Origin of the sequence: Streptomyces tateyamensis, from assembly GCF_003205575.1 — a bacterium.
Classification (GTDB): domain Bacteria; phylum Actinomycetota; class Actinomycetes; order Streptomycetales; family Streptomycetaceae; genus Kitasatospora; species Kitasatospora tateyamensis.
In genome coordinates this window covers 1-26,336 of sequence record NZ_PYBW01000088.1, presented here as the reverse complement: position 1 = coordinate 26,336, position 26,336 = coordinate 1, and the positions used below count along the sequence as shown (strand labels likewise).

General features: G+C 69.8%; 21 protein-coding genes and 1 pseudogene. 8 read left to right on the top strand and 14 right to left on the bottom strand.

Translation table 11 applies throughout. The annotated features are described in order from the left end of the window. Positions 1–161: 161 nt before the first annotated feature. The 6 genes from C7C46_RS23705 to C7C46_RS23680 all read right to left on the bottom strand — a co-directional run bounded on the left by C7C46_RS23705 (position 162) and on the right by C7C46_RS23680 (position 9,154). The gene (locus C7C46_RS23705; protein ID WP_484421956.1) at positions 162–911 is read right to left on the bottom strand and encodes a transposase; all 750 of its coding nucleotides are present in this window, start codon (positions 909–911) and stop codon (positions 162–164) included. Between the two features lie 381 nt (positions 912–1,292). Continuing rightward, positions 1,293–3,608, bottom strand: coding sequence for a hypothetical protein (locus tag C7C46_RS23700; RefSeq protein WP_110671931.1), 2,316 nt, complete (start codon positions 3,606–3,608; stop codon positions 1,293–1,295). 80 nt (positions 3,609–3,688) lie between these two features. Then, on the bottom strand, positions 3,689–4,879 hold the full coding sequence (locus tag C7C46_RS23695; RefSeq protein ID WP_110671930.1) for a hypothetical protein: 1,191 nt from the start codon (positions 4,877–4,879) through the stop codon (positions 3,689–3,691). Then, positions 4,876–7,260 carry a Mu transposase C-terminal domain-containing protein gene (locus C7C46_RS23690; RefSeq protein ID WP_181442485.1) on the bottom strand — a complete coding sequence of 795 codons (2,385 nt, stop codon included), beginning with the start codon at positions 7,258–7,260 and terminating at the stop codon, positions 4,876–4,878. Before C7C46_RS23690 ends, C7C46_RS23695 begins: the two co-directional genes overlap by 4 nt. A 65-nt stretch (positions 7,261–7,325) precedes the next feature. Then, positions 7,326–8,039 carry a TnsA-like heteromeric transposase endonuclease subunit gene (locus C7C46_RS23685; protein WP_245984763.1) on the bottom strand — a complete coding sequence of 238 codons (714 nt, stop codon included), beginning with the start codon at positions 8,037–8,039 and terminating at the stop codon, positions 7,326–7,328. Positions 8,040–8,155: 116 nt separating this feature from the next. Continuing rightward, the gene (locus C7C46_RS23680) at positions 8,156–9,154 is read right to left on the bottom strand and encodes a TniQ family protein (RefSeq protein WP_110671928.1); all 999 of its coding nucleotides are present in this window, start codon (positions 9,152–9,154) and stop codon (positions 8,156–8,158) included. A 558-nt stretch (positions 9,155–9,712) separates the two neighbouring features. Between C7C46_RS23680 and C7C46_RS23675 the strand changes: the two genes are divergently transcribed. Then, positions 9,713–12,049 (top strand): DEAD/DEAH box helicase, encoded by a 2,337-nt coding sequence (locus tag C7C46_RS23675; protein ID WP_110671927.1) that lies wholly within the window; start codon positions 9,713–9,715, stop codon positions 12,047–12,049. Positions 12,050–12,169: 120 nt separating this feature from the next. Here the strand turns inward: C7C46_RS23675 and C7C46_RS23670 are convergent, their stop codons facing one another. Then, the gene (locus C7C46_RS23670) at positions 12,170–14,026 is read right to left on the bottom strand and encodes an ATP-binding SpoIIE family protein phosphatase (protein ID WP_110671926.1); all 1,857 of its coding nucleotides are present in this window, start codon (positions 14,024–14,026) and stop codon (positions 12,170–12,172) included. Then, positions 14,019–14,393 (bottom strand): hypothetical protein, encoded by a 375-nt coding sequence (locus C7C46_RS23665; RefSeq protein WP_110671925.1) that lies wholly within the window; start codon positions 14,391–14,393, stop codon positions 14,019–14,021. Before C7C46_RS23665 ends, C7C46_RS23670 begins: the two co-directional genes overlap by 8 nt. 536 nt (positions 14,394–14,929) lie before the next feature. Here C7C46_RS23665 and C7C46_RS23660 point away from each other — a divergent pair. After that, positions 14,930–15,154 carry a hypothetical protein gene (locus C7C46_RS23660; protein ID WP_110671924.1) on the top strand — a complete coding sequence of 75 codons (225 nt, stop codon included), beginning with the start codon at positions 14,930–14,932 and terminating at the stop codon, positions 15,152–15,154. A gap of 63 nt (positions 15,155–15,217) precedes the next feature. Here the strand turns inward: C7C46_RS23660 and C7C46_RS35250 are convergent, their stop codons facing one another. Continuing rightward, positions 15,218–15,382, bottom strand: coding sequence for a hypothetical protein (locus C7C46_RS35250; protein WP_157536685.1), 165 nt, complete (start codon positions 15,380–15,382; stop codon positions 15,218–15,220). Between the two features lie 175 nt (positions 15,383–15,557). On the opposite strand from C7C46_RS35250, the gene C7C46_RS23655 reads away from it, so the two are divergent. The 5 genes from C7C46_RS23655 (at position 15,558) to C7C46_RS23635 (ending at position 21,954) form a co-directional block, all read left to right on the top strand. Next, positions 15,558–15,887: a helix-turn-helix transcriptional regulator gene (locus tag C7C46_RS23655; protein WP_110671923.1), complete on the top strand. Its 330-nt coding sequence runs from the start codon at positions 15,558–15,560 to the stop codon at positions 15,885–15,887. Positions 15,888–15,892: 5 nt separating this feature from the next. After that, the gene (locus tag C7C46_RS23650) at positions 15,893–18,061 is read left to right on the top strand and encodes a hypothetical protein (RefSeq protein WP_110671922.1); all 2,169 of its coding nucleotides are present in this window, start codon (positions 15,893–15,895) and stop codon (positions 18,059–18,061) included. Beyond that, complete coding sequence (locus C7C46_RS23645; protein ID WP_110671921.1) at positions 18,058–18,765, top strand: helix-turn-helix domain containing protein; 708 nt, start codon at positions 18,058–18,060, stop codon at positions 18,763–18,765. Before C7C46_RS23650 ends, C7C46_RS23645 begins: the two co-directional genes overlap by 4 nt. An 89-nt stretch (positions 18,766–18,854) precedes the next feature. Next, positions 18,855–19,421 (top strand): hypothetical protein, encoded by a 567-nt coding sequence (locus tag C7C46_RS23640; RefSeq protein WP_110671920.1) that lies wholly within the window; start codon positions 18,855–18,857, stop codon positions 19,419–19,421. A 166-nt stretch (positions 19,422–19,587) separates the two neighbouring features. Further along, complete coding sequence (locus C7C46_RS23635; protein ID WP_110671919.1) at positions 19,588–21,954, top strand: DEAD/DEAH box helicase; 2,367 nt, start codon at positions 19,588–19,590, stop codon at positions 21,952–21,954. 16 nt (positions 21,955–21,970) lie between these two features. Here the strand turns inward: C7C46_RS23635 and C7C46_RS23630 are convergent, their stop codons facing one another. From C7C46_RS23630 to C7C46_RS23620, 3 genes are read right to left on the bottom strand one after another with little or no spacing between them, the layout of a single operon-like run. Further along, on the bottom strand, positions 21,971–23,026 hold the full coding sequence (locus tag C7C46_RS23630) for a hypothetical protein (protein WP_110671918.1): 1,056 nt from the start codon (positions 23,024–23,026) through the stop codon (positions 21,971–21,973). Between the two features lie 16 nt (positions 23,027–23,042). Further along, a complete protein-coding gene (locus C7C46_RS23625; protein WP_181442484.1) occupies positions 23,043–23,441 on the bottom strand; it encodes a hypothetical protein in 399 nt (132 codons plus the stop codon). Next, positions 23,438–24,292, bottom strand: a complete 855-nt coding sequence (locus tag C7C46_RS23620; protein WP_110671917.1) for an IS5 family transposase — start codon at positions 24,290–24,292, stop codon at positions 23,438–23,440. Before C7C46_RS23620 ends, C7C46_RS23625 begins: the two co-directional genes overlap by 4 nt. A gap of 235 nt (positions 24,293–24,527) precedes the next feature. Here C7C46_RS23620 and C7C46_RS23615 point away from each other — a divergent pair, with 235 nt between their 5' ends. Then, complete coding sequence (locus C7C46_RS23615; RefSeq protein WP_146259186.1) at positions 24,528–25,079, top strand: hypothetical protein; 552 nt, start codon at positions 24,528–24,530, stop codon at positions 25,077–25,079. Between the two features lie 36 nt (positions 25,080–25,115). Here the strand turns inward: C7C46_RS23615 and C7C46_RS23610 are convergent, their stop codons facing one another. After that, the gene (locus tag C7C46_RS23610; protein WP_110671915.1) at positions 25,116–25,505 is read right to left on the bottom strand and encodes a hypothetical protein; all 390 of its coding nucleotides are present in this window, start codon (positions 25,503–25,505) and stop codon (positions 25,116–25,118) included. Beyond that, positions 25,456–26,304: pseudogene (locus C7C46_RS23605) on the bottom strand (IS5 family transposase); the annotation flags it as partial. The pseudogene C7C46_RS23605 and the gene C7C46_RS23610, both read right to left, overlap by 50 nt. Positions 26,305–26,336: the final 32 nt, after the last annotated feature.

Below are 26,336 nucleotides of genomic sequence, written 5' to 3'. Positions count from 1 at the left end.
CCTCGATTCGTCAGCCGCGTGCGCTCGGTGATCGTCGCGGCGGTTCGCCCGTAATGTCCCCGCTGCCTTCGGGGTGGGCCGTCGCATGACGCTGCGGTGGCGCCGGGTTCCACGGGCCCGGGGCTGCTCTCCTTCCTGGTCGTCGAGGCGGTGACCGGTGGTCAGGTGGCGGCTGGGAGGGTGGTGAGCCGTTGCCATGCGAGGACGAACACGTCGGCCCAGGGCCAGGTGCGTTCGATCCGCAGCCAGCGGCGGCGGGCGTGGTGCGCGAGGCGGGCGGGCAGGTGGTAGAGCCGGTAGCGCATGGTGTCGGGCTCGGCTCGCTCCAGGTCGCCCTGGTCGTGCAGGGCGAGCAGGCGGACCCAGCAGTCCAGGTCATGGCCGAGGTTCGCGGCGAGCATCCATCCGCGGTTGACCTCCCACGACTTGCTGGGGAGGTTCCGTAGCCCCATGGCCTTGTCGACTCTCACCCGGTCCTCCACGACGGCGTGAGCGCGGGCCAGTGCGTCCAGCCACTGCGGCTGGTGGGAGCCGGCGATCCCCCACATGTGCCGGACGTTCGTGGCGATGACGGAGTACTTCCAGCCGGTCCGCTTCTCGAACGCGGTCAGTTTCTTCTTGTGCCGTCCGGCAGGTCGGACCCGGCGCACGAGCAGCCGCATGCCGACGGGCCAGCCCGGCCGGGTGTTCAGACCGGTCAACTCCGCGATGCCGTAGCCGTCCTGGATCTCACCGTCCTGACCCAGGGAGCTCTCCCACGCTCTCTCGGGGAGCTTGGCGATTGCCCTCTCGTCGTCCTCGGTGATGGTCCAGCCGACCAGGTAGCGCACGGTGCGGCGGGCGGTGTTCAGGGCTTCCAGGTGCGCGAGGAGGTCGTGGGTGGCCCCGGCGCCGTCGGTCCGGACCAGGATCCTGGCGGCGGAGGAGCCGGGGATCTGCCGCAGTGCGTCGGTTGCTCCGTCCCGGCCGCTTTGAAAGATCTTGTCGGTTGATCATGTGTTGACCATTGGACTTGCAGAATCTGGGACTTTGGATCTTGGCTGCCTGGCCTGCGGTTTTGGTGCCGTGATCAACACCTCAAGGCCTGTGGCCTGTTGCTTTGCAGAATTTGGGACTGCTGTTCAGTCCGGTTGGGAAAACCGACAGGTATGAGGGTGGGATCGCCTCAACGCTGTTGATCTTGATTCGCGAGGATGACCACCTGAACGTCTCCTCATGTCGGCTGGTGTGTGCGTGTCCTTGGACTGCCGCTGGTTCGGCCGAGCCGGCTCGGGTGCTCGCAGCCAGCTGGTTCAGTCCATGGTGAACGGCTTGCCGTCGAGGGTCAGGATCTTCGGGTCGGTGCCCAGGCCTGTCAGGAGGAGTACTTGGGGGCTGCTGGCGCCGTGTGCCGCGTCGCCTTGGAGTTGCTTGTCGATGGCGTCGATGGTCGCCTGCTTCCAGGCGTTCTTGGGAGTGGCCAGGACCAGGTGCGTCGCGCCGAGTGCGCGGCATCCGTTCAGGAGCTTGTTGAGCTCGGTGAGGGTCGCTTTCGCGGAGTCGGCGAGGCAGTCGTTCTTCTTGGACTCGCCCAGGAAGAGTCCCTCGACGGTCGCTGCGGCGAAGTCGAACTCCACGACGGCTTTGCCGTTTTGGACCAGCTCGAACTCCTCGGTGACCAGGCAGGCGCCAGCCCACGCCTTCGAGCGGAGGAACTGGGTGGCGAGCAGGTCGTAGTTGCCGTCGTTGTCAATCAACTCGGTGATCGCCGGGTGCAGTTCGTAGAACCAGGTGGGCTCGTTGCGGGCCGGCTTCCACCGCGGTTGCTCCAGTATGTTGCTGCTGCCGCAGCGCCGGCAGGTGTACCGCTGTGCCACTTCGGCGATGGGATAGAACTCGACCCGTGGGCAGTCATGGCAGCCGAGTACCAGTCCGCGGCGTAGGAGCCCGCAGGCGCTCCACGCGTCGATCCGCGCTCGAAGCTCTGCCTGGGCCCAGTCGCCGGAGGCGGCGGCGATGGCTTCCCACGTCAGGAACACCCCGGACTTGAGCTGCCAGACGCTGTCTGCCGGAAGGGCTGAGCGGTTGTGGCCGGGCAGCCAGTGTGACAGCAGCGCCCACGAAGCTGGTGCGGCCAGTGCCTCGACGGCAGCTCGTGACCCGAGCAGCCGCCTCGCGACTCGGGCTCGCTTCCCGGCGGGGCTGGGGCGTACCTCGTCGGGCTCGGCGGTGAGCCGCAGAATCCGCTCAAGCGAGGGCCACACGAGTCTGGGCCCAGCGAGGGAGCCGGCCAGCGACGCACCAGTGGGGACGAAGTCGACCCGGTTGGAGGCGTAGGTGATCCCGCCGTCCGCGGCTCGCACGAATGTCTCCCGCTCGTCGCCGGCTGCGACCAACCTGGGGCCGAACAGGTCGGAAAGGGGCGGGACGGGGTGGCCAGTGGAGATCATCCCCACCTGCCAGCGGTGCCGTGCCGCGTCGAGCGGGGCGGGCACCTGGATGGGCATGCGTACGGCCGAGACCAGGGATCCGTCCGAGGTCTCCTCCATCGGGAGGGACAGCGGCACGTCCCAGGCGTTGAGTAGCGCGACCTGGTCGCGGCCGGTCGGCCAGAGCTCGCTGGGGGAAACGATCGTGACCGGCATGGTGTCCGCGCCGTGCACCCGGATGCCGCGGGTGTTCCAGCGGTCGGTCAGATGAGCGCGGATTTCCTCCTCCGACAGGGAGGCGCTGGCCACGGTGACCGGCTCGGGGCGCGGGGAGAGGGGCAGGTGATGCCAGGCCAGCGCGCCCCCAGGGAGCCAGCGCGTGGCTCCGTAAACCTGGCGAGCGAGTTGGGCCAGCGCGAAGTCCTCGGGCCGATCGCCGAGCACGACGAGATCGCTTGACCGGTCCGTGTCGTACCCGCGGTGGATTCGGGTGCACAGCGCGGCGGCCGCATCGAAGGGGCTTGCTGTGTCGTCGGCGTTCCACGGGGTTCCGGTGACCCGCGCGAGCCAGTCCGCCTCGGACTTTGGGCCCTGCGCCTCGTCGCAGGCCGCCGTGAGGAGGACACCGAGCCGTGCTGCGGCGGACAGGGCTGCAGGTGTGTGGATCTGCCCGATCGGCACACCGCCGGTCGGCTGCGAGGCGACGTCCTTGAGGGCAGTGAAACCGCTCTCGTCGGGATCGTCAGCGAGGTGGAACGGCCAAGGTTGGGAACGGTCGAAGCTGTTGCCGCCGTGTGCCGCCCGCAGCCGCTCCGCGGCCGCCCGCAGGGCTGCTCCATCGGCGTGACCGTGCCAGGTATCGCTCGCCAGCAGTTCCTTGTTGAAGGAAAAGCTCTGCTCATCCAGGTTGAGTCCCCTCAACTCCCGTTCCAGGATGCCTGGATGAATCAGGTCAACCGTCGTCCACGTGGGCTGGTATTCCAGGATGTGATCGGGCTGGTATCGGGAGAGGAAGGGCGCGAGGGCCGCATGGCTCGCGGCGCTGACCGGGACGACGGCGCTCGCACAGCCTCCCCAGACCTTGCCGACTGCGCCCAGCGCGGCTGCTGACATCGCCACCCAGTCCTCGCCCTCGGGAGCGAGGACCAGCAGCCTGGGAGGGCGGACGAAGGACTGCAGCGACAGGTAGGAGAAGGCCACCTGCTGATCCTGCCAGCTGCGGGGGACTGATGTGCCGAAGGCAGGCAGGTCCAGCCCGCCCGGCACATCGGAAGGCCATGCTACGAGTCCGACTGTTCCGCGTCGTCCAGCCCCGCCTGGTCCTGCGAGCTGCCGTGCTGATGGTTGTCCCGGTCGCTGGCGGCCGGTTCGGCCAGGGCGGGGAGGCAGTCGTATGTCGGGTCGTTGTAGCCGGTGAGGATGGTTGCCAGGAGTTCGCGGTCGATGGCTTCGGTCTGCTGGAGGATGCTGGTCTGCGCGGCTTGGCACAGCAGTTGGTTCAAGGCGTGCATGGAGCCGTCGGTGCGCTCATGCAGGTAGGCGGCCAACTGCACCAGGGTGCCGGGCTGGTGCTTGTACAGGCGCAGGTTCTTCTCCGCGTCGTCGAGCACGTTGCACCACTGGTCGGGTTCGGCGGCGGTGTAGGGAACAGGCCTGACCCACAGCGTCGGGATGCCCAGCGATGCCGGCTTGTCGGCGCCGGCTGTGGGGGCCTTGCTGCGGTGGTCGCCGAGGGCGTGGTGCAGGATCTCCTGCGAGCCGATGCCGCAGAACAGGAAAGTGATCCTCGGCAGGGCGTCCTGGAGGTGGAACAGGTAGTCGAACGCGGTCTGCCGTTCGTTGTCTCTGACGTACTCGATGCCGTCGACGATGACCAGGCGCGTGCCGGCGCGTTCCATGACGCGGGTGATGGGCCCGGTCATGTCGACGGAGCGGTGGTTCATCGTCTCGGGCGAGCGGGAGTGCTCCAGGCCGAAGTACTCCGCGAACGGCAGAGACCAGTGCAGGGCGTCGCCGCGGTCGTGCGGCACGTGGATGTACACCACCGGGTGCCGGTCCGCGTCCGCGGGGAAGTGATGGTCGACCAAGCCCTGGAAGGCGAACCCGATCCTGGCGGCGAGCAGCGACTTGCCGGCAAGGCGCGGGCCGTCGACGGCGAAGTTCGGGCTGCGGCCGGGGGAGTCGTACAGGTTCTTCACCAGCAGGGTCCGGGCGAGGCGCACTCCCCGGGCGAAGTCGTCGGTCTCCAACGGCAGCAGAGCGCCGTGGTAGGCCAGGCGCGGGTCGGTCAGCCGCACCTTCGTGCCCAGGGGCGCGCTGTCCTGAAGGCTCAGCGGGGTGACGGTGCGTCGAGCCCGGGCGAGGAAGCCCTCCTTGGTCGCCAGCGGCCCGGGACCGGCCAGGTGCAAGGAGTGCGGGGCGGCCTTGGCCGCGGCCTCCGGGCGGGCGTGGGCGCGGACACGGTCGTTCATGTGATCTCCTCGTCGCCGGACGGGGCCGGGCTGTCGCTGTCATCGGAGGGCGGGGCGAGGCTGCGCAGGAACAGGTCGGTGGCGCGACCGGAGAACGTGCGCGAACGCCACCGCTGCGGATCGGGCGCCTTCGCCGGCCCCGGCAGGGCCGCGTCGGTGTCCGCGCCCGGGTGCGGGCTGCCCGCACTGTTCGCGCCCGCCGGTGCGGGCGAAGCGGGCGGGCACGGCTGGGGGTCGGCCAGGGCCGCGCTGGCGAACAGCAAGTGGGCTGGGACGTTCAGCGGCCTGGCGGGGCGCACCCGGGCCGGGTCGGGCGCGGGGATGCCCGCGTACCGGTCGGCGGCAGGTGCGCGCACGGCCAGGCTGGGGCCGGTGTATGGGGCCGCAGGGCGGCGCCAGCGTGTACGCCCGCGGCCGCGTCGCGTCGGCGTGGCCGGCTCGTCGGCGGAGCCCTGCCGGGCGCGCCGGCGCAGCTCGGACACCTCCAGCGCGATGTCGCGCTCCCACTGCCGGTCCTCCTCGCTGCCGCCGGCCTCGAGTCGCAGGCGTTCGGCGGTCTCCCACAAGAACAGCGACCAGTCGTCCCCGATGAGGTCCTGGTGGACGAACTCCGCCTCCACCCACGGGTCTTCGCCGTGCTGCTCCTTGCGCTGGTCGAACAGCCACACGTAGCGCGGGCTGTAGGGGTCGTGGCGGACGGGCCACTTCATGCCCTTCCCGCGTACCCCGGACGGCTCCTTGTTGTACTCCTGCAGGGCCCGGCTGTCGTAGGTGCGGTTGCCGATCCGCACACCTTTGTCGGTGACCTGCCGCCACTCGCACAGCAGTAGCTTGCGGTTCTGCGACTCCGACAGTGGCAGCGGCACGTAGCCCTCGCAGGCCACCAGCGCCGCGTACATCTGGTTCGGGGTCAGCACGACCCCGGGCAGGTGCGGGTCGCGCAGGCCCTCGTGGCGGTGCTGCTGCCAGCCCAGCGCGATCCACTCGTTCAGAAGGTCCTGCAGCTCGTTGAGGCGCCACATGACGCCATCGGTCACGAACTTCCCGCGCCGGGACAGGTCACGCGCGGTGTACCCGGCGACGTACTGGCAGAACAGCTTCTTGATCGCGCTGAACGTCGACTCGATAACGGCCTTGTCGTCGGCGGTGCGGTCGCGCGCCGAGCGCACCGAGATCTTCAGCGAGGTGCACACGTCGGTGAAGTGCTCGCTCTGATAGATGCTGCCCTGGTCGACCACCACCATCTTCGGGCGGATCACCGGACGCGCCGCGGCACCGGCCATCCGAGGGTCGCACGCCACCAGGTCCGCGTACGGCAGGTGGCGAGCCCTGTCGGCCGCTGCGGACGGTGACCAGCCGGGCCGCCCGGGCATCGGCGCGAGCGCCTGGGCGAGCATCAGCGTCACGTCGAACGAGGTGGTCGCCCGCCCGCCGAGACGTTTGCCCTTGTAGCCGCGGCCCGGGGCACGGGGCACGATCATCGCCGCGATGATGCTGCGCGAGGCCACGTCGATCGCTGCGGTCAGCTCGACCTGGACCGGGTAGCCGTGGTCGCCGACAGCCAGGATGTCCAGCCCGGTGGAGTCGATCTGCACCACCTCGCCCAGCATCGCCGCCCGGGTCGGCGACCAGGGAGGCTCGGGTGAGCCGGCCCGTTCCTCGCGGCGGCGCACCGGCCCGCGCAGCGTCTCCACGCGCACGCCCAGGTTCTTCAGCAGCCGGTAGAACCCGGTCCGCGACAGCTTCAGGCCCTCCTTCGGGAACTCTGTGCGCAGCCGGGCTTCGACCCGTTCCCGCAGCCGGTTGGCCCACCCCGATGACTCTTCTGTCCCGGCGCGGAGTTCCTCCAGCAGCAGCTGAACGATCCGCTCATCGGTGTCGCCGTACAGGTCCCCGGCGACCACCTTCACGAGCCCGGCGACGCCCCGCTCCTCGTAGTCCTGTGCGCGGCGCCGCAGTGTTGCGACCGACACCTTCGTCCAGCCCAGCTCCTTGAGCTCGCGGGACTTGGCGTCCAGCCGGCTCCACCGCGACGTCTCTTCCGGGTCGTACTGCGGGCGCGGCTGTGTGCCGGAGGGCGTGCCAGGCGGCAGTCCGTGAACGGCCTCGTGCAGGTGCCACTCCCAGGTGCGCATTCGCTCGCGCTCCAGGGGGTCGAGCACGTCCACGATGCTCACGTCCGGGATCTGCGGGCCAGGCCGCTCCCGCCCCTGCGCCTCCACCAGAGCGAAGTCGGCGGCGCAGGTCACTGCGGATACCAGCGCGACGGCATCCTCGCCGTTGTCGTCCAAGGCGCGCAGGTGCACCCGGGGTCCTTGGAGGGCGGCGACCTCGTACAGGCCGCCCAGCCATCGCACTGTCACTCCCAGCGTCAGGTCCACGCGACGTCGGTCCCACGTCGCGTGGACGGGCGTCGCCCGTGTCTGCACGGTTGCGGTGCCGGGCGTCACGACGCCGCCTGCCGGTGGGCTGTGTCGGCGGTCCATGCCGTAGAGACGGGGATCAGGGGCCGTTCCTGGTCGAAGAGGAGGTCGCCGCGCCACAGCAGGTGCCAGACATGGGCGAGGGCGGTGTCGGGCAGGCCGGCTTCGGCCACTCCGCGGGCCAGTGGGCGGGGTTCGCGGAAGGCGTCCAGCAGGGCCGGACGGGTCGCCGTGTCGAACAGTTCGGGGAACCGGAAGTTGGCCACCACCTTCAGCCATGCCAGCCGCACCCCGATGGGGACGTCCAGGTCCGTCAGCGTCCACCCGGCGGCCTGCGCCGCCATCTCCAGCGCCTGGCGTTCGCGCGCGCCGTCCGGCTCCGCGCGGCCCGGGTGCACGATCGCCAGCCGCCGCCCGTCAGCGGTGCGGGCGAAGAACGCCGGGCTGACCGTTCCATGGGCACTGCCGTCCTCCCAGGCGATCTCGGTCGCGGGGGCCGAGAAGCAGGTGATGGCCGCGTCGAAGTCCAGCAGCATGGCCGCGTGCATCAGCCGCTTACTGCCACACACCACCATGGCGCCTGTCGTCGCCGACCAGTACCGCGTCAAGATCGAGGGGCGGCCGTGGTAGGCGTGCGGTTCGCGCAACGGCTCGCACCGTTCCAGCGGCACCGCCCGCACCTGGTCCGGGCCCCCCTCACGCGCCCGCCCGTCCACGTCGCGGTAACGCACCCGCACCTGCACAAGATCACCTCTCCCGTGCCGCATCCCACTCGTCGCTGATCTGCTTTTGGCGGATGAAAGGGGCGCCTCGCCTGTCGAGGGCCGCCCCTGCTCCTCGCGGACTACGGCCGTCACAGGAAGGGCCGATCGAACGGGCTGGCCACCGGGCCGGAGGGCAGGCAGCTGAGCTGCTGCACCGAATCCAGCGGCGCGATCCGTGTGTGCGGTGCGACCAGCACGGCCCGCCCCAACACGCCCCCGCGCCTCGGCCCCGGCACTGGCTTGTGGCACTCCATCCACCGTCTCAGCACTCCTTGGTACCTGGGCCCCAACTCCTGTGAGCTGCGCGTGAACCAGTCTTCGTAGGAGTCCGACGTCAGCTCCCGGCCGAGCCGGCGACGCTCGGCCCGCGCCAGGACGCGGGCGATCCGCACAGTGTGCGGGTAGGACAACAAGGAGGCGGCCCGCGCCTCCCCGAGCCGGTCGGCCATCGACCGGAGTCTGTCCGGCGCGCTCGATTCGGTTCTGCTCATCGTGCGCGCGTCGGCGAACAGCGTGCGTGCGGTGCGGCCCAGGCGCCGCTCCATGGCCACTCGCTGGCGTTCCGCCGCCAGGATCTGCGGCCAGTCAGCCACGTCGATCCAAGGGGTCTGCGGATCACGGGAGTTGTCCGACCATCGTGCGTGCCGGGCGCACAGGTGCCAGGGGTCCGCCACCATCATCCAGGCCGGATCGCCGATGCCGCGGCGGGCCGCGCACAACGCGCAGGCCCGCACGAGATAGCCGTCCCGCACCGCCCACGGGAACGACCAGGCGGGAGTGCCGTCACCATCGTCGAGCAGGTACGCCGCGTCCAGGCTCGCGAGCGCCCGCCGCATCACCTCCAGCGGACGGCCGGCCAGGGCGGCCAAGCGCTCGGCGGCAGGACGGTTGAGGTAGAGCTCGGTCAGGTGCGGCGCGACGGCCCTCGTGCTGCCCTGCCCGACCTCGTCCAGCAACTGCTGGACCCCAAGCCCGTTTCGGCCGGCCAGGCGGGTCACATAGGAGCCGGTCGACTCGCCCGCCATGAACCGGACGTGCAACGGCAGCTCACGCACCCGTACCCGATCCAAGCCTGTCACCGAATCCATGACCCTCCCTCGCCTCTGCGGCCATGGCTACCACGCCGAGCGGCATGAGGAGCAGGAACAGGGAAAAGAATCCGGCAAAGCGCACCAATTCTTGACGACGATCTGCCGGATATGAGAAAAGACGCCCTGCCGGTCGAATGGGAGAAGCGTTTCCTCGCGTCCGAAGGGCTGCCGCCGCAGAAGGCGGCTGAAGCGGTCGGCCACCGCACTGCGGGGTGCGGGACACGTCACCTTCGGCCGCCTGGCGGGGCGACTCCTGTCCTGCCTGCTGAAACCCGGCTGAGGGTACTGGCTCGGTGAGCCGACGAGGCGGCTCCTCGGCGCCCGCGGCTCAGCCGATTCACACGGAACAGTGACATCAAGGAGAACCGAACGAATCAGAGTGACATTTACGGTCCTGAAGGCGCCACCCCGGCAGTCAAATCGACGAGAATTCCGAAGCCCGCTTGACAAGGAACACCGGAAAGGCGATCGAATTGGTGTCCGGAGCGGGGCACGAGCCATGCAGGCACGGCGATCGCCCCGCCGATCCAGCTGCCGGTCGCCGAGGACGCCCACGTGCCCCACAAGCCCATCCGACTACGCCCGCACCAACAACGCGCCGTCAGCGCCATCACCGCAGGCCTCCAACTCCACCCACGAGTGACCGTGGTCGCGGCATGCGGCACCGGCAAGACCGTCATCGCCCGGGTCAGCGCCGATACCTACACCCCCCAGGGCAACATCCTCGTGCTCGCCCCCAGCCAGGACCTGGTGGCGCAGACAGCACGCGAGTGGGACCGCAGCCGCCCGGACGAGAAGCACATCGCGGTCTGCGCCCTGCCCCCGTCCGGCCGAGGCGCCCTGTGCATCCCCTTCACCACCAGCCCGGCCGAACTCGCCCGCCGCGTCGCCGACCACAGCGGCCCGACCATCGTCTTCTCCACCTACCAGTCCCTGCCCACGATCGTCGAGGCCCACCGCCGCCACGGCCTGCCGGAGTGGGCCCTCGCCGTCGCCGACGAGGCCCACCACACCACCGGCAGCCTCGACAAGAGCTGGGGCGACATCCACGACGATGCCCAGATCCCCGCGCAGCGCCGCCTCTACATGACGGCGACGCCACGCCGCTGGAGCCACCCGAAGTCCAGAAAACCCGGCACGTACAAGCAACCACTGGCATCGATGGACAACCCCGCACTCTTCGGACCCGTCGTCTTCCGCCTCGAACTGGCCGAAGCCATCGGCGAAGGCATCCTCGCCGACTACCGCATCGTCGTCCCCGTCATCAGCGCGGAGGACCTACACGACATCCTCACCACGGCCGAGACGACCCCTCACCTGGACGGACTGCGCCTGGCAGCCATGCAAGTGGGACTGCTGCGCGCCGTACAGGACTATCGCCTCAGCCGCGTCCTGACGTTCCACCGCCTGATCGCGGCCGCCCGCACCTTCGCCCGCACCCTGCCGCGCACCGCCACGGCTTTCACCCAGGGCGACCAGCCGATGAAACTGTGGGCTGCCGCTGTCGACAGCCGCCAGCCCCGATCCGAGCGCAACACCAAACTCTGGCGCTTCGCGGGAAGTTCCTGGCAGAGCCGCACCGCCCTCCTGCCCGGACAGACCCACGTACACATCCTCAGCAGCGTCAGATGCCTGGGCGAAGGCGTCGACATGCCCGGAGCCGATGCGGTGTTGTTCGCCGACCCCAAACGCAGCGTCGTCGACATCATCCAGACCCTCGGCCGTGCCCTGCGCCAGCCGCCGGGCAGCGGCAAGATCGCCACATTGATCATCCCCGTGTACGTCCGCCCGGGACAGACCACCCGCGAGGCCATGGAGTCCTCCGACTTCCGCGACCTGTGGGCCATCCTGGATGGGCTACGCACCGCTGACAGCAAGTTCTACACCCGCCTGCGCCGCGGCTCCGGCCGCCGCTCCGAGGACCCGGTCCTGACCGAGCCCGAGCGCCCCGACGAGATCGCCAGCGTACTCTCCCTGCGAGCCCACCAGTTCCAGGGCGACGGCTGGAACAGCGGCTACGAGGCCGCCATGCGCTTCTACGAGGAGCACAGCCATCTCGAAGTCCACACCGACCACCGGGACTCCGCTGGCGTCCACCTCGGCTCCTGGATCGGCGAGCAGCGCAACCGCTACGCAGAGGGCACCCTCGACCCCGACCAGGTCTTCGCCCTGTACGCGCTGCGCATCTCCTGGCCCCACCCACTCGGCAGCTTCGAGCACTGCCTCGCCCTGGCCCGCGACTTCGCGACCGCCCACCACACCCTCGCAGTCCACGCCGGTAGCCCCGACGTGGACGCCAGCCTGGTCCAGTGGCTCGACCAGATGCGAGCCATGACCCGCGAGGACGAGCTGCCCCCCGAACGCCTCGAGGCGCTGAACTCCATCGACCCTTGCTGGAACCCGGCCTGGAGCATCGACTGGCAGTACAACTGCGCCCGGCTGCGGCGCTGCCTCGCCACCGGCGACTGGCGGCCCACTTACCAGGTCGCTGCCGAGACGGGTCTCTCACTGGAGGCATGGCTGGACCACCAGATCGATCAAGAGCACGTCCTGGAGCCAGGGCAACTCGCCCAACTCACCCTCCTGGCACGCCAGCACCCGGACCTCCACCCCCACGCCCTGCTGCTGTTGCGGCAGACCACCGGCCCGGCGATGACCTTCGCACGCGGACTGCGCGCCGCGCGCAGGTTCCTTCGACGCGAAGGCCATCTCCAGGTTCCCGACGGACATGTCGAGACCGTCGACACCGACCATGTCAGGCTGGACACCTGGATCGACCAGCGCCGGTACGACGCCGCCCAGCTCACCCCCCAACAGGCCGCAGCGCTCGACGCGCTCGGCCTGCCAGTTGTGCCTCGGTTCCTGGAACCGGAGCTCCCCGAAGTCGCCTGACGGTGTGGATGTTCGTGTGCGTCGCCGGGCGGGATCGTTGTGCCCCAGACGCTGTCGCGGCGATTGGCCGTGGGCATGAGCCCGCCCCAGTTCGAGTCCCCGGCCAGGGGGACGGAGTGTCTAATCCGTACCTGGCAACGGCAGTTCGAACCAGACGACCTTGCCGACCGCCTTGCGGGCGGTGCCCCAGCGTTCGGCGAGCTTGCTCAGCACGATGAGGCCGCGGCCGTGCTCGTCCAGCGACTCGGCGGGCTCCAGCGACGGCAGGTTGTGGTTGTCGTCGCTGACCTCCACCGCCAGCTTGTCCACCCGGATGAGCTGCAGCTGGACGTAGTCCCGGGCCACCCGGACGGCGTTCGTGACCAGCTCGCTGACCAGCAGCTCGGTGATGTCGCTGAGCGCGTCCAGCTGCCAGGCGGCCAGCTGGTCGCGGACCAGCTGGCGGGCCCGGCGGACCTCGGAGCGGTCCACCGCCAGCTTCCAGGTGGCCACCTCGGTCTCGGCGACGCCGTCGAAGCGGGCCACCAGCAGGGCCACGTCGTCCTTGCGGTCCTCGGTATGCAGCCGCTCCAAGATTGTGTTGCAGGCATCCTCAGGGGTCTGCTTGGGGTCGATCAGGTTTTCGCGGAGTGCTGCCAGCCCGGCCGCCATGCCGCTGTCGCGCATCTCGACCAGGCCGTCGGTGCACATCACCAGCATCGAGCCGTCGACCACGTCGATCTTCTTGGCGACGAATGGCACGCCACCGACGCCGATCGGCGCGCCGGCCGGGATCTCCAGCAGCTCGCCGGTGCCGTCCGGGTGGACCAGGACGGGCGGCACATGGCCGGCGCTGGCCAGCTCGCAGGTCCGGTTGATCGGGTCGTAGACCGCGTACAGGCACGTGGCCAGATGCTCGTCGCTGAGCTTCTGGACCATGTTGTCCAGATGTCGCAGTAGCTGCCCAGTCGGCAGGTCCATTCCGCCCAGAGCAAGGACTCCGGCCCGAAGACGGCCCATCGCCGCCGCCGTCGACACGCCGCTACCGCCCATGACATCGCCGACCACCAGGGCAACCCGACTGCCGGGCAGCTGGAACGCGTCGAACCAGTCGCCGCCCATCGCTGCCGGATGTGTGCTCGGCACGTAGCGATAGGCGACCTGAACGCCTGGGATTCTGGGCGGCCGGGTCGGAATCATGGAGAGCTGCAGGCGGGCGGCTTCGTCGCCCTCAGGAAGCGCCCACGTTGCGGCAGGCTTGGTGCTGCGGGCCAGCCGGATCTGCCCGTCAACCGAGATGACGCTCATCGTGGGGGTCTGATCCGGTACCTGCTCCGGCACACGGCGGGAGAGGAACTGGTAGAGGTCATCGGCGGTCACGTAGCCGTCCGCGTCGAAGTCGGCATCGCCGCTGCGCAGGCCCTCGACGATGGCCGAGGTGAAGACCGAGGGCTGGTCCTTGCGCCGGCTGAGGGCTTCCGCTTCGTAGCTGTACTGCAAGGCGGTGGAGGAGGTGATCACGATGCGGCCGTTGCCCTGGAACGCCTCGTCCACATCGACATCCGGTGCCCCGCGGCTGCGCATCCCCTTGGTGAAGGCCCCGCTGTAGCAGCAGTCGAGCAGAAGGACCGTTCGCCAACTGCGACTCTGCTCCATGCGATCAGTCAGGAACTCGGCGCTGACGGAGGTGGCCTCGAGCATGTCGAACTCGGTGTCTCGTGCTATGAAGTGCAGTCGGTTCCGGGCATCCTTGCGGCCGTGGCACGACAGGTGGAGCAGCAGGATGTCGTCACGCTCGGCTGTGCTGAAGAACTGATGCACGGCCTTCTGCCAGTTCCGAGCCGTCCCGTCGACCAGCACGTCGACCTCGAACCCGCCGATCGCGGAGTCGGCGAGGACTGCGCTGAGCTGTTCCGCGTCGGCGGCAGCCCCCGGAAGTGCCGCGAAGCGGGGGTCCTCGTGATGCTGGTTGGCGAGGATCAGTGCGCGCTTACGCATCGGGGGACTGGATGTTGGCCGCCTGGACGAACGCCTCGATGGCCCGGCGCTGGTCGCTTCGGGACACGCTCGTCAGGTGAAGTTCGTGGTCGCCAACCTTGAGATCGATCGTTCCGGAGTTGCGCCGGGCGAGCCAGTCCTGCGCGAGAAGGATCAGCGACTTGAGTGCCGGAGCCCCCGCGACCCCGATGACCAGTGACGCATAGTCGACGACATCTCCCGAACGTGTCCCCGACGGTGGCGCACCGCCGGGACGGAAGCCGATCTGGTCGAGGGCGAGATGACCGAGCTCCTCGCGGAGGAACTCCATGTCGCGCTGGGCGTCGTCGGCTCCGTTTGGATCGCTGAGGATGAGCTCAAGGTCCACGCGACGTGCAGGCATCGTTTCCCCCTGTGGAACGAATCTTCGGTGCCGAACCTACCGGTCCTCGAGCGAGCGGAGCCCAACTTTCGGGGATCTGAGCCTCGGTTGAGGTCCTGGGCAAGTCTGCTGATCGAGCATCAGATCCCGGCTCCTCCGGACAGCTGGTCTCTGTCCACACCGTGCTGGGGGAGTGGGGGCTGGCTGAGGTGCCAGTTCCGGGCACGCAGGACCCATACCCGCCAACGTGCTGCCAGTCTGGGGGGACGCGCGCGGACCGGGCCTGATGATCCCCGAGCAGCAGCGCGCCGTCCTGGAGGCGATGGCAGGCGCATAGCGGGACGTGCCTGCTCCGGCCCCGGCACCGCCACGGCGGTGCCGGGGCCGGAGCGTGTCCGCGCGCAATATCGGTTTCGAAATTCCGTACCGGATCGTGGTGCTGTGCCCCAGGCCATATACGTTTTCACGCGCGGGTCCTGTCCGGTGGACTCTGAGTACTTCGAAGGGGTGAAGACCAACACCTCACTTCGAAGGAGGGCGCGATGGTGCCCGTTCTGCACTTCCTCGCCGAGGCCGTCGCCGATCCGTCCGGCCCGCAGGCCGCCCGGCTCGCCCACGCCGCCCGGTACACCGGCTCCGCTCTCTCGGGTCTCGCCAACGCGGTCGGCGCCGTCCGCAAGCTGCGCCACCGCGCCGCCCCGGAGCAGCCGACGGTCCCGTGCTGCTGCCGGTCGTGCCCGGCCCACCGGGAGGCCGGCACCGAGTAGGGCCGGGAAGCGGTTCGGCCCGGCCACCGTGAGGGTGACCGGGCCGAACCGCGCGGGCCTGGCTCAGGCGTTGCGCAGGGCGAACGCGACGCCCGCACTCAGCACGGCGAGCTGGGCCGCGCTCAGGCCGAGTACGCGCGCCTGGCTCTTGACCACGTTGCCGAGCACGTAGCTGCCGACCAGCGCCGCACCGAGCACGACCACGGCCTTCTGCTGTCTTCCCGTCATCTCCTCCACCTCCTCCCGTTGTTGGTAACCGACCACGCTCGCACTCGGCACCGACAATCAGGGCAGGCCGGAGGCTATGAGTACCATGTGCGGTCATGAGTGAGATGTTTGTGCGATCAAAAATGATGCATATAAAGCGAGGTTCTCTGCTACCTTTCTGGCTAGGAGGTATGTGATGTCTGAGATTTTCGCGGCGGTGGACGCGCTGCTGGCCAAGGCCCGGGACGGCGGCGACCTGCCGGAGCCGGTCGAGCGGGAGCGGCTGCGCAAGGCCGCCGGCCTGACCCAGGTCGAGGTGGCCGATGCCTTGAAGACCCGGCGGGAGACGTTCGCCAAGTGGGAGGCCGGCACCGCCCAGCCGCGGGCCCCCAAGCGCGGCGCCTACGCCTTCCTGCTCGCGGGCCTGGCCGACATCCACGGCACCCAGGGCCCGGGCGGCTGGCTCACCCTCGCCCGACAGGCCCGCCCCCTCGACACCAGCACCGCCGCCACGGAGGGGGAGTAAGCCTGATGGACCGGAAGTCGTACACCGCCGAGCTCGCCTCTCTGCGCGAGCTGCGCGCCGAGATCACGGCCGCCGAGAAGGTCGTCGCCTCCGCGCAGAAGGAGCTGGACAAGCTCACCGCCCAGCGTGCGCGCCGGGTTGCGGGGCTCGCGGGGTACGAGGGCGCCCAGGCCGCTGCGGTCGCGAAGGCATCGGGTCTGTCGGTCGGCGACGTGGTGCGGATCGCGCCGCTGCTGGACCCGACCCCGGCCGCCGTGCGCGCAGCCAAGGCCGACGACCCGGTCTCCGTCGCTGCGCCCGCCCCGGCCCCGGAGGCCGAGCCGGTCGCCGAGCCCGTCGTCGCCGTTGCCCCGGCGCTGACCCGCCCGGCCCCCGTACTCGAGCAGCCGGCCCCGGCCGTTGCTGCGCCGGTGGTCCCGGTCTCGGTCGCTCCGGTCGCTCCGGTCGCTGCCGCGCCGCGCCCGGTGGCCGAGGCCGGTCCACGTGAGCTGCCCACCCTCCCGGAGGGCCCGGCCGGGGCCCGGTTCGAGGCCGTCACCACGGGCCTGGTTTCCAAGCGCCCGAACTTCGTCCAGCAGGCCCGCGCCACGGTGTTCCTGGACGCGGCGGCCGGTGTGCTGGCCGTGCGCGACCAGGTCGTCCGGGTCGACCTCGGCGCCCGCACGCCGGGGGAGATCCTGGATGCCATCCTGGCCACCGCGCCGGGCACGGAGCGGATTTACATCACCGCCGGCGCCCCGTGGCACGCCGGCGCCGAGCGCTACTCCACGCTGAAGGACGCGGTCGCCGCCTGGCTGAACACGCCGTCGGAGCGGTGGACCACCGCCGTCGGGAGCGGCCGGGACAAGCTCGCAGGGCACTTCGTCCACCAGCGCCAGCCCGTCGGCCGCTACGCCCCCGCGAGCGCCCCGGACAGCGGCAGCACCGAGATCCGTTCGATGGGGGAGTGGTTCGACCCGGACGGCGCCGATGTCGTCACATGCCGGGACGCGTTCCGGCTGCTGTGGCAGGCGCTGCGCCGTCACTGGGACGACGCCGTGCTGATGGGCTCGCCGTCGCAGACGGGCCGGGACCTGTGGTCGCGCACGATCCCGACCACCGGCAAGTGGGCGGGCGGCTACCCGGTCCTGTCGGAGGAGTTGCGCGGTCTGCTGCACGCGACGGGCGGGCAGGGCCGCACCGAGCTGATCCTGCCCCCGCGCGTGCCGGAGCAGCTGCCCGCCCTGGTCGAGTACGACCGCACCTTCGCCTACGCGAAGCACCTGTGGAAGTCGCCGGTGGGCACGCCTCGGCGGATCACCGCGGCCGCGTTCGCCGCGATGACGGAGGCGGAGCAGGTCAAGGCGCTGATGTCCTGCTCGCACTGGAACGTCCGGGTCACCATCCCGGCCGGGTGGAACCACGTCGGCCTGCTGCCGGCCCCGGTGACCGGGGACCGCGCCTGGGTCTACCCGGCCACACCCGGCGCGACGTTCACCACGTGGGCGGGCGGCGCGGAGGTTCACCTTGCGCTGTCGAACCACCTGATGCCGTGGAAGGTCGAGATCCTGGGCGGTCTGCTGTTCGAGGACGGGAAGCCGCTGGATGAGTGGGGCAAGCGGTTGAAGGCCGCGTGGGCGGACCTGACCAACCTCTCGAAGCTGCACGGCGATGAGCGGCAGCGCACCGCGGCCTACCTCGCTTCCCGGGCGGTGCGGTCGGTGCTGCTGTTCGGCCTGGGCGGCTTCGCGCAGCGCCCGCGCCTGGTCTCCGGCACCACGCCGGTCGGCGAGGCGCTCCCGGCCGGGGTCGAGATCCTCGACCAGGACGACCAGGTCGTGACCTGGCAGCGCCAGGCCGGCTTCTCCCGCGACCCCTACGCCCACCCCGAGTGGGCCGCCTACGTGTGGTCCGGCGCCCGGGCGGCGCTGCTGGACATGAAGTACCGCCAGGGCAAGGAGGTCATCGGCTACGCCGGTGCCCTGCACGCCAAGCCCGGCACGGTCGTCTACTTCGGCACGGACGGCATCGCCCTGACCGAGCGCCAGCCCTGGCCCTACCGGGGCGAGCCCGGCGACTACCTCCTCAAGGGCCACCTCACCGGCCTGGTCGAGCACCCGACCAGCCAGGAGCAGTACCTCAAGCTGCGCGGCCAGGGCCGCGCCGAACTCGCCGCGAAGGGAACTGACCAGTGAGCCCGGCCGACCCGAACAACCCGAACGAAGCCGCCCGCCTGACCCAGGAGTTGCTGGACCAGGGCTACAGCAAGCGGCAGGTGGCCAAGATGATCGGCCGCGACACCTCGCTCGTCAGCCAGTTCTTCACCAAGGGCAAGGGCGCGAGCATGGTCAACGCACTGCGCCAGGTGGTCCGCGCGGTGCGCGGCGGCGAACGGGACGAGGAGGCGCTGTCCGGGATCGCGGAGGCGAACACCAGCCGCCGCCGGACCAAGACCGGGCAGAAGGCCCGGGTACGGGGCAAGGACACCGTCGGCGAGGCGGGCGGGTCGATGGCCGGCCGCGCCGGGAAGCAAGCCATCAAGTCCGGCGCGAGCCACCTCGCCCCGGTGGTCCACGAGACCGGCCAGGCCGGAGGCCGCCTCGCCTTCACCGTCCGGATGAAGGCCAACCAGTACGTCCACTCGGCCGGTTCGGCAGACGACTCGCCAGGCCTGCGCCGCGGGTTCATCCCCCGCGCCGACGGCACCGAGGAGCGCACCTACGGCTCCAGCTCGACCGGCGGGTTCGATGCGGCCGAGTGGTCCCAACGGGTCGCGGACCACCACGGCGACGTGACCGAGGCGATGCGGGAGTGGCTGGTGGAGACCGGCCGCGCCGTCGAGGACGCCGACATCGCCTACCTCGAAGTCCGCGGCTGGGTGCCGCCCGAGCAGCAGTAGAGAGTCCGGTCGTGTGAGTGAGCGCTTCAGTTGGCCGGTGAGCGGTTGAGTTGGCCAGTTGGGCAAGTGACGTGGAGAGAGGACCGCGTATGAAGACGCTGGTGGAAGAGACCGTCGTAGCCGAGCTTCAGACCGGGGGAGACGAGGCGATTCGTCTGTACGTCGCCGCCTGCGCCGAACGGATGGCTCCGCTGTTCATCGGTCTGCGGGCAGGCGAGGCGGCCCGAGAAGCCGACGTGGACTTCTACGTCGCGTCAGTCAGCGATCTCTGGAGCGTCGACCGCCCGCTTCCCGACGCCGCTGACCGTGCACGTCAGCTGGAGCGGTTCCCCGAGTTGCAGCCGGCCGAGGACGGGATCACCGATGTCGCTGATACCTACGCGTTCTTCGCGAGCCTGGTCCTGCGGTACGCCCTGCTGGCCAATGGTTCCGGGAACGCCGATCACGCGGTGTCCTGCGGCCACGCGGTGCTCACCGCGATGGGCATGCTCGACCAGAACTTGCCGGGTGCCGCTTTCAGCACCGAGGAGCAGCGGCTCCAGTACCTCTCGGTATCCGGTACCGCCATGGGTCTGTGGGAAGCGAGTGTTCTGGCTGGGCGGGAGCGATTCCGCGCGGTGCTGAGCCGTGCCGCAGGCGGCAGGCGCCGAACCTGACGGTACGTCGGACGTGAACGCTCAACTGGCCAAGCGAAGCGCTCAGTCACAGGTCGGCCTCTCCCCATCCATGACCTGGCCCCGGGGAGAGGCCGCCCGCCCCGACCCTTCCACAGCACCGCCCGCCTCGCCCCGCCGTCTCAGCATCCGAAGGAGAAGCACCGCCGTGGAGACCATCACCGCCACCGAGGCCGACGTGCCGGCCGCGTTCCGCGCCGCATCCGGGCAGCCGGTCCCGGCGCAGCCGTCCGGCACCGCCGCGGTGAACCCGTTGCCGCTGCACTGGTTCCAGAAGGACGCGGTCGCGGCCGCGGTGCGCGAGGTGAAGGACGGCGGCCGGGCGACGGTGGTCGCCGCGACCGGCTCCGGCAAGACGCTGATCGCGGCCGGGTGCGCCCGGCGCGTGGCGGCGAAGGGCCGGGTGCTGGTGCTGGTGCCGACGATCGAGCTGCTGGAGCAGACCGCCGAAGCGTGGTCGCTGCGGGGCGGTCGCCGGGGCCTGGCGGTGGCGGCGTGTTCGCGGGAGGAGGCGCTGGAGAGCGCGGAGGCCGGCGGCCGCGTCCACGCCCAGGTCACCACCCAGGCCCCGCGGATCGCCGACCTGGTCGCCAAGGAGAAGGCCGGCGAGCCGGTCACCGTGTACGCCACCTACGCGAGCCTGGAGCGCATCGTCCAGGCCCACCGCGACTTCGGCCTGCCCGAGTGGGACCTGCTGGTCATCGACGAGGCGCACCGCACGGCCGGTTCGGAGGGGAAGGCGTGGGCGGCGGTCCACAATGACGCCCAGGTCCCGGCGAAGCGCCGGCTGTACTTCACCGCGACCCCGCGGATCGCCGACGACCGGCGCGCGAAGGACGGCCTGGCCGACCTCGCCGACGCCGACGGCCAGGCGCTGCCCGTGCTCTGCTCCATGGACTCGGAGGAGATCTACGGCAAGGTCTGCTTCACCTGGACCCTCGGCCAGGGGATCGAGCACGGCTACCTTGCCGACTACCGGGTGCTCGTGCCGGTGGTCACCGACGAGGACCTGCGCGAGCTGCTCAACCTGCCGGCCGTCGCCGACCTGCGCTCCCAGCGCAGCAACGAGGAACTGCTGCGCCTGGCCCTGCAGATCGCCGTGCTGCGCGCGGTCGCCGACCTCGGCCTGCGCCGCGTGATCACGTTCCACTCGCGGGTGTCGGCGGCGCGGGAGTTCGCCGGCAGCCTGCTGGAGGCCTCCAAGCTGCTGCCGGACGCGGAGCGGCCGGAGCGGCTGACGGCGCTCGCCGTGGCCGGTAGCGACCGGCTCAAGGACCGCCGGGCCGCGTTCACCGAGTTCAAGGCCCACACGGGCGAGGACGGCGAGGAGTGCTGCATCCTGTGCAACAGTCGCCTCCTGACGGAAGGAATCGACGTCGCCGCCGTGGACGCGATCGTCTTCGCGGACCCCAAGTCCTCGGTCATCGACATCGTCCAGGCGGTGGGCAGGGCGCTGCGCCAGTCCTACCAGCAGGGCAAGGTGTCCTGGGTCATCATCCCGGTGTACCTGCCCACCCCCGAGGTCGGCGATGACACGGCGGCCGCGGAACCGTCCGAGGTGCACGACGCCGGCGAGGCCGTGAAGGCCGAGGCTGACGCCGAGATCGAGGCCAGCTCGTTCCGCACGATCTGGCGGGTCCTGCGGGCCCTCGCGGCCCACGACGCTCGGGTGGTCGGCCGGATCACGGAACTGCGCGCCTCCCGCTCGCAGGGCACCGCGCATACCACTGCGGCCAAGCCGGCCGAGGGCGAGGCGGCGGAGGGCGAGGCGGCGGAGGCCGGGGAGGACGAGCAGCAGTCGGCCCTGGTGGAGTCGCCGATCGAGTGGCTGCGGATCAATGCCCGGCACCACGCGGCCCGGATCCTCCAGACCGTCAAGCTGCGGGCGTTCAACCCCAGGGCGGTCGAGTGGCAGCGCATGCACGCCGTCGCGGCGGTCTTCCACCTCCAGCACGGCCACCTCGACCCCACCGACAAGACCAAGCACGCCGAGCTGATCTCCTGGCTCACCCGCCAGCGCCACCTTCACGGCCAGGGCCTGCTCGACGCCGCCCGCGTCTCGGAGCTGGACGCGCTCGGCATGATCTGGTCGAAGAACGCCAACGCCTGGGAACGCGGGGCCGCCTACGCCGCCGCGTTCCACCGCCAGCACGGCCACCTGGCGATCCCCGCGACCGCGAAGCTGGACGACTACGCGGTGGGCGCGTGGATGCGCCGCCAGCGCAAGGCCGACAACCTCACCAAGGACCAGGCCGTCAGGCTCGACACGCTGGACGAGCTGTGGCGGCTGGAGCCGGACTGGAACAGGTCGTACCGCCGCCTGCTCGCCTACCTCGCCGCCGGCGGAACCGTGGACGGCCCGGCGAACCGGACCGGCGGTGAGGCGGACCCGGCCTTCCGCCCCGGCACGTGGCTGCGCAAGCAGGACATGGCCCGCACCGAGGGAAAGTTGACCGACCACAAGGCCGCGCTCCTGGACGCGCTCACCCGGCACGCCGAGACCGTCACCGCCTGACCCGGCTTGGCAGTCGCTACGTTTCGGCCGTGCGGGGCGGGGCGGGAATGAGGCGCGTCAGGTCCAGTGTCGAATCTCGGCGGGCCAGGGCGATTGTGCCGTGGCAGAGACCGTTGGCGTTGGACGCTGTCGACTTCCAGGTGACATCGACGGTCTGTCCGAATTCGGGCTGTGCTGCTGCGGCCAGTGCGATCGGGTCCAGAACGTGCTGAGCGTGTGGTCGGAGGTCTACCGGCGGATACGTGATGAGCACGTTCCTCTCCACCTGCCGCACCTGCGCTCTCGGGACCGGGCGGGGGCGGGAGAGGGGCGCGGCTCCGATCGGGTACCGGCCGCTGAGACTGATGTAAGGCGGCGTCAGAGCGGTTCTTGTTCCCCACGGGGCGGGCTCTTCGGGCAAGGGGGTCCAGTCGTACGATCCGGGGTCGATGTGCCAAGCACCTCGAACCTGGACAGAAACCTGTACGGCTGCGAAGGGCCGATCTGTGTTGTTGGTCAGCGTCAACCGCAGCTGGTTGGCGGCATGATTGGCATGCAGCTGCTTCAGGCGCGTCCCCAGGACCTGCTTGGAGGCCGCAACATAGTTCCCAACTTCGACGTTGTAGGCCTCCGTGGTGCGCCGTTCCGCCATCAGTGGCCCGAGCTGGGCGAGGACGCCAGCGAGGTGCGGAGAGAGGGAACCGCTCTCTTTCTCCGAGGCTGAGGAGGGGGAATCCAGCGGCCTAATGCGCTTCTTCAGCTGGTCAACGCCCCACTGCTCGATGATCGAGGCCCCGTCAGCCGCATACTCCAAGACCTGCTCGCCCGCTGCGTGGATGGTGACGTCCAGTGCATCGGCGCCTGTGAGCAGCCGTCGTTCCAGCATCTCGACGTGAACAGGGGAGGCCTGAACAGTCTGGCCCGGGAGCCGGGTGAACAACACTCCCGGCTGGAAGTTGCGGAGGGTTTTGCGCAGTGTGTGCAGCCGGTCCCCCGGACGCGGAGGATCGACCACGATCACCAAGACCTTGACTCCACTGTGATCCACGTACTGCGGATGCCACCCGATGCGGTCGCCGATGTAGCCGCGCATCTTCTCTGAGAGGGCGTTAAGTCCGTTTCTGGTAGCGGCCTCGTCCGGGTTGGGTGAGGAAGCCTTGACGAGTGAGGCGTCCGAGGCGGCTGCGGGTGATGTTGACGGATGCCTCGTCGGTGGGCATGCCGAGGAGTTCGTGCAGTTCGCGGGCTCGGAATGCCTGGTCGGGGTGCTGGTTGAAGGCGTTCACGATGGCCTGGTAGGTGGTGTTCGTCTCGGGTGGTTCGGATTCGGTTCCTGCCGGCGTGACCTCCGCGATGATCTTTCGGGTGGTGGCCAGGTCCGTGAGCCGTGCTTCGGTCTCGGTCAGGTCGGTGGCGAGCTCTTCGATCCGGGTGCGTAGTTCTGCGGCCCGGGCGGTGGCCTCGTCCTGCCGGGTCTGGATGTCTGCCAGGAGTTCGGCGACGTTCACGCGGCCAGTCCGAGGGTGTCGCGCCAGGCCGGGGCGGGTGTGGTGAGGCGGCGGGTCATGTTCGCGGTGGAGGCCCAGTAGGCGCGTGAGGCCGAGGTGTCGGGCCGGTGGTCGTACTCGCGGGTGAGGCGCCGGTGCAGCATCAAGGTGCCGTTCGTCTGCTCCACCACCCACCGTTTCGGCTGTGGGACGAAGCCCTTGCCCTGGTTGGCCGGGTTGCGGCGGACGACCTCGACGTCGATGTCCAGCAGAGCGCCGTGGATGACGACCTCGTCCTTGAAGCCCTGGTCCACCAGGGCCTTCTCCAGACGCATGCCGCACCGCTCGGCGGCCTGGTCGAGCAGGGCGGTGCCGGCGGCGTTGTCGTGGGCGGAGGCGGCCAGGACGACGACGCCGATGATCAGCCCCATGACGTCGACGGCCAGTCCCCGCTTGCGCCCCGACACCTTCTTGTTGGCGTCCAGTCCCGTCGTGGTCTTCGGGACACCGGCGGCCGCGCGGACGGACTGGGTGTCGATGATCACGAGGGACGGGTCCTCTAATCGGCGGGCCTTCTCCCGTACCTGGCAGCGCAGGAGTTCCTGGATCCGCTGGTCGAGCCCGTCCTGGCGCCACAGCCCGAAGTAGTAGAACACCGCCGACCAGGACGGCAGGTCATGGGGCAGGTAGCGCCACTGACAGCCCGTCCGGTTCTGGTAGAAGATCGCATTCACGATCTCCCGCAGATCACAGGACCCCGGATCTCCGGTGGCCGATCGCGCCACCCGGTCCTGCTTCCAGGCCGTGATCATCGGCTCGATCAACGCCCACTGCTCATCCGATAAGTCGCTCGGATACGCCCGTCTGTCCATACGCCGCAGAACATCACCCGAACCCCGACTGGCACGCCAGTACGGCCGACGTTCACACGAACGAGCGATCACGAACCGAGAAAAAAGGGACTTAACGTCCTCTGAGAGGGCGTTTTGCGAGCCTTTCACGGGTCTTTCGGTGGGCACCCGCTCATAGCTCGCACCAAGCGGTGCGGCTGGACAACTGGGTTAACCGGTAGTGCCAGGGCGGGGAAGAACGGTAGTACTGGTGCCCATGGGACACACCGTGGCGTTTCCGCTGCTGAGGACGACGGACCTTGATGCGATCTTCTCGCTCGCCAACCGGATTCTGGCACTGTCGGTGCCGGATCCACGGGGTGGCACCGAGATCTGGGCCGAGGTGTCGAGTCGGGCAGAGCTCAGGCGGCTACTGGAGGCGGTTCCCGAGGCCGAGGTCGGTGAAGGGTACAAGGAGGATGCGGCGACTTCGGGAGACTCTCCTCTCCCCTTCGGACCTGGCCTGCTCTTCATGGAGCTCCCCGATCCCGAACGGGCACTGAACGCGGCCCGCGCCGCGCTCGGCGTCCACGATCGGCTCGAGGTCTATTGGGATGCCTTCTGCTGGCCGGAAGTACCGGACCTCGGGCTGGAGTGGACCTGGAAGTACGCCCGCCTTCAGGTGAGCCTGCACCACAACGGCACTGACTTCGGCAGTCCATGGACGGAAGACCACACACTCTTCGTCCATGTCGGCAAGGAGGAGCGCGCCGTGTGGGTTGCTGCGCAGGTGGGTGCCGAGATCATCGGCGAGTACACGATCTGCTGAGTAGCACCCCTTCCAGCCCGCCCATCATGCACTCCATCACTGGTGCGGCATCGCGAACAGGCCTGGCTCAGCCTCGATGAGGACGCCGCGGCTGACCAGGCGCTTCAGCTTGGCGCGGGTGCCTTCGGTGTGACGGGGCTCGGTTCCAAGGCCGAGTGCCCGGCAGACATCCTTGGCATGCAGACCGTCGTCGGCGTTATCGAACAGGGCGAGGATCTGGCGGTAGGCCGAGGGGAGAAGGTCAGAGGTCCGGTCGTCCTCGCCAGCGATCTCCAGCAGCGTCTCGCGGGTGATCTGCAGGCGCTCGAGGACCCGCTCGGCCGCGGCCAGTTGGTCGGTGAGGTAGGCGATTTGGTCGCGGAGCCGGTCGGCCGCGTCACGGGCCGCGGCTTGCCGGGCCTCGATCTTCTCCAGCAGCTCTCGCATACGCACTCCCGCTCGTTCCTGACGTCGGCGGATCGCGCCAGGTCAGTGTGGCCGTGCCGGTGAGTCGGCGGGTCATAACGTCGGTCATCGACCAGTAGATCATCGAGGCCGAACTGGCCGGGAGGGTCTCGTAGTCGCGGACCAGGCGCCGGTGGAGCATCAAGGTGCCCAGGGTCTGCTCGACCACCCACCGCTTGGGCACCGGCACGAACCCCTTGACCTGCGGATCCCGCTGGACGACCTCGACGTCGATGCCGAGTTGGGCGCCGTGCTCGATGACCGTGTTCTTGAAGCCGGCGTCCACCCACGCCTTGGTCACGGTGGGCGCTCCGGTGGCGATCTTGTCGAGCAGGGCGGTACCGATCGCGTTGTCGTGGACGTTCGCGGCGACCACGAGCACCGCGATGAGCAGGCCGAGCACGTCGGTGGCGATACCCCGTTTCCGGCCGGGGCTCTTCTTCCCGGGATCCAGGCCGGTCGTGTCCTTGGGTGCGTTGACCGAGGTGCGGACGGTCTGTGTGTCCATCACGACCGCGCTGGGGTCCTCGTGCCGGCCCCTGCTCTCCCGGACCTGCCAGCACAGCAGATCGTGGATAGCCTGGTCGGTGCCATCGTCGCGCCACTTACCAAAGTAGTAGTAGACCGCGCTGGGCGGCGGGAGGTCGTGCGGCAGGTAGCGCCACTGCACTCCGGTGCGGGCCTGGTACACGATCGCGTTCACGATCTCCCGCATGTCGTAGCGTCCCTGGTGCGCACTGACTGACGGGGGGGCTTCCCCCCGAATGGTAGACACTGGTTTGTGTGCTTATGTGGCGAGTGTCATGGTACTCA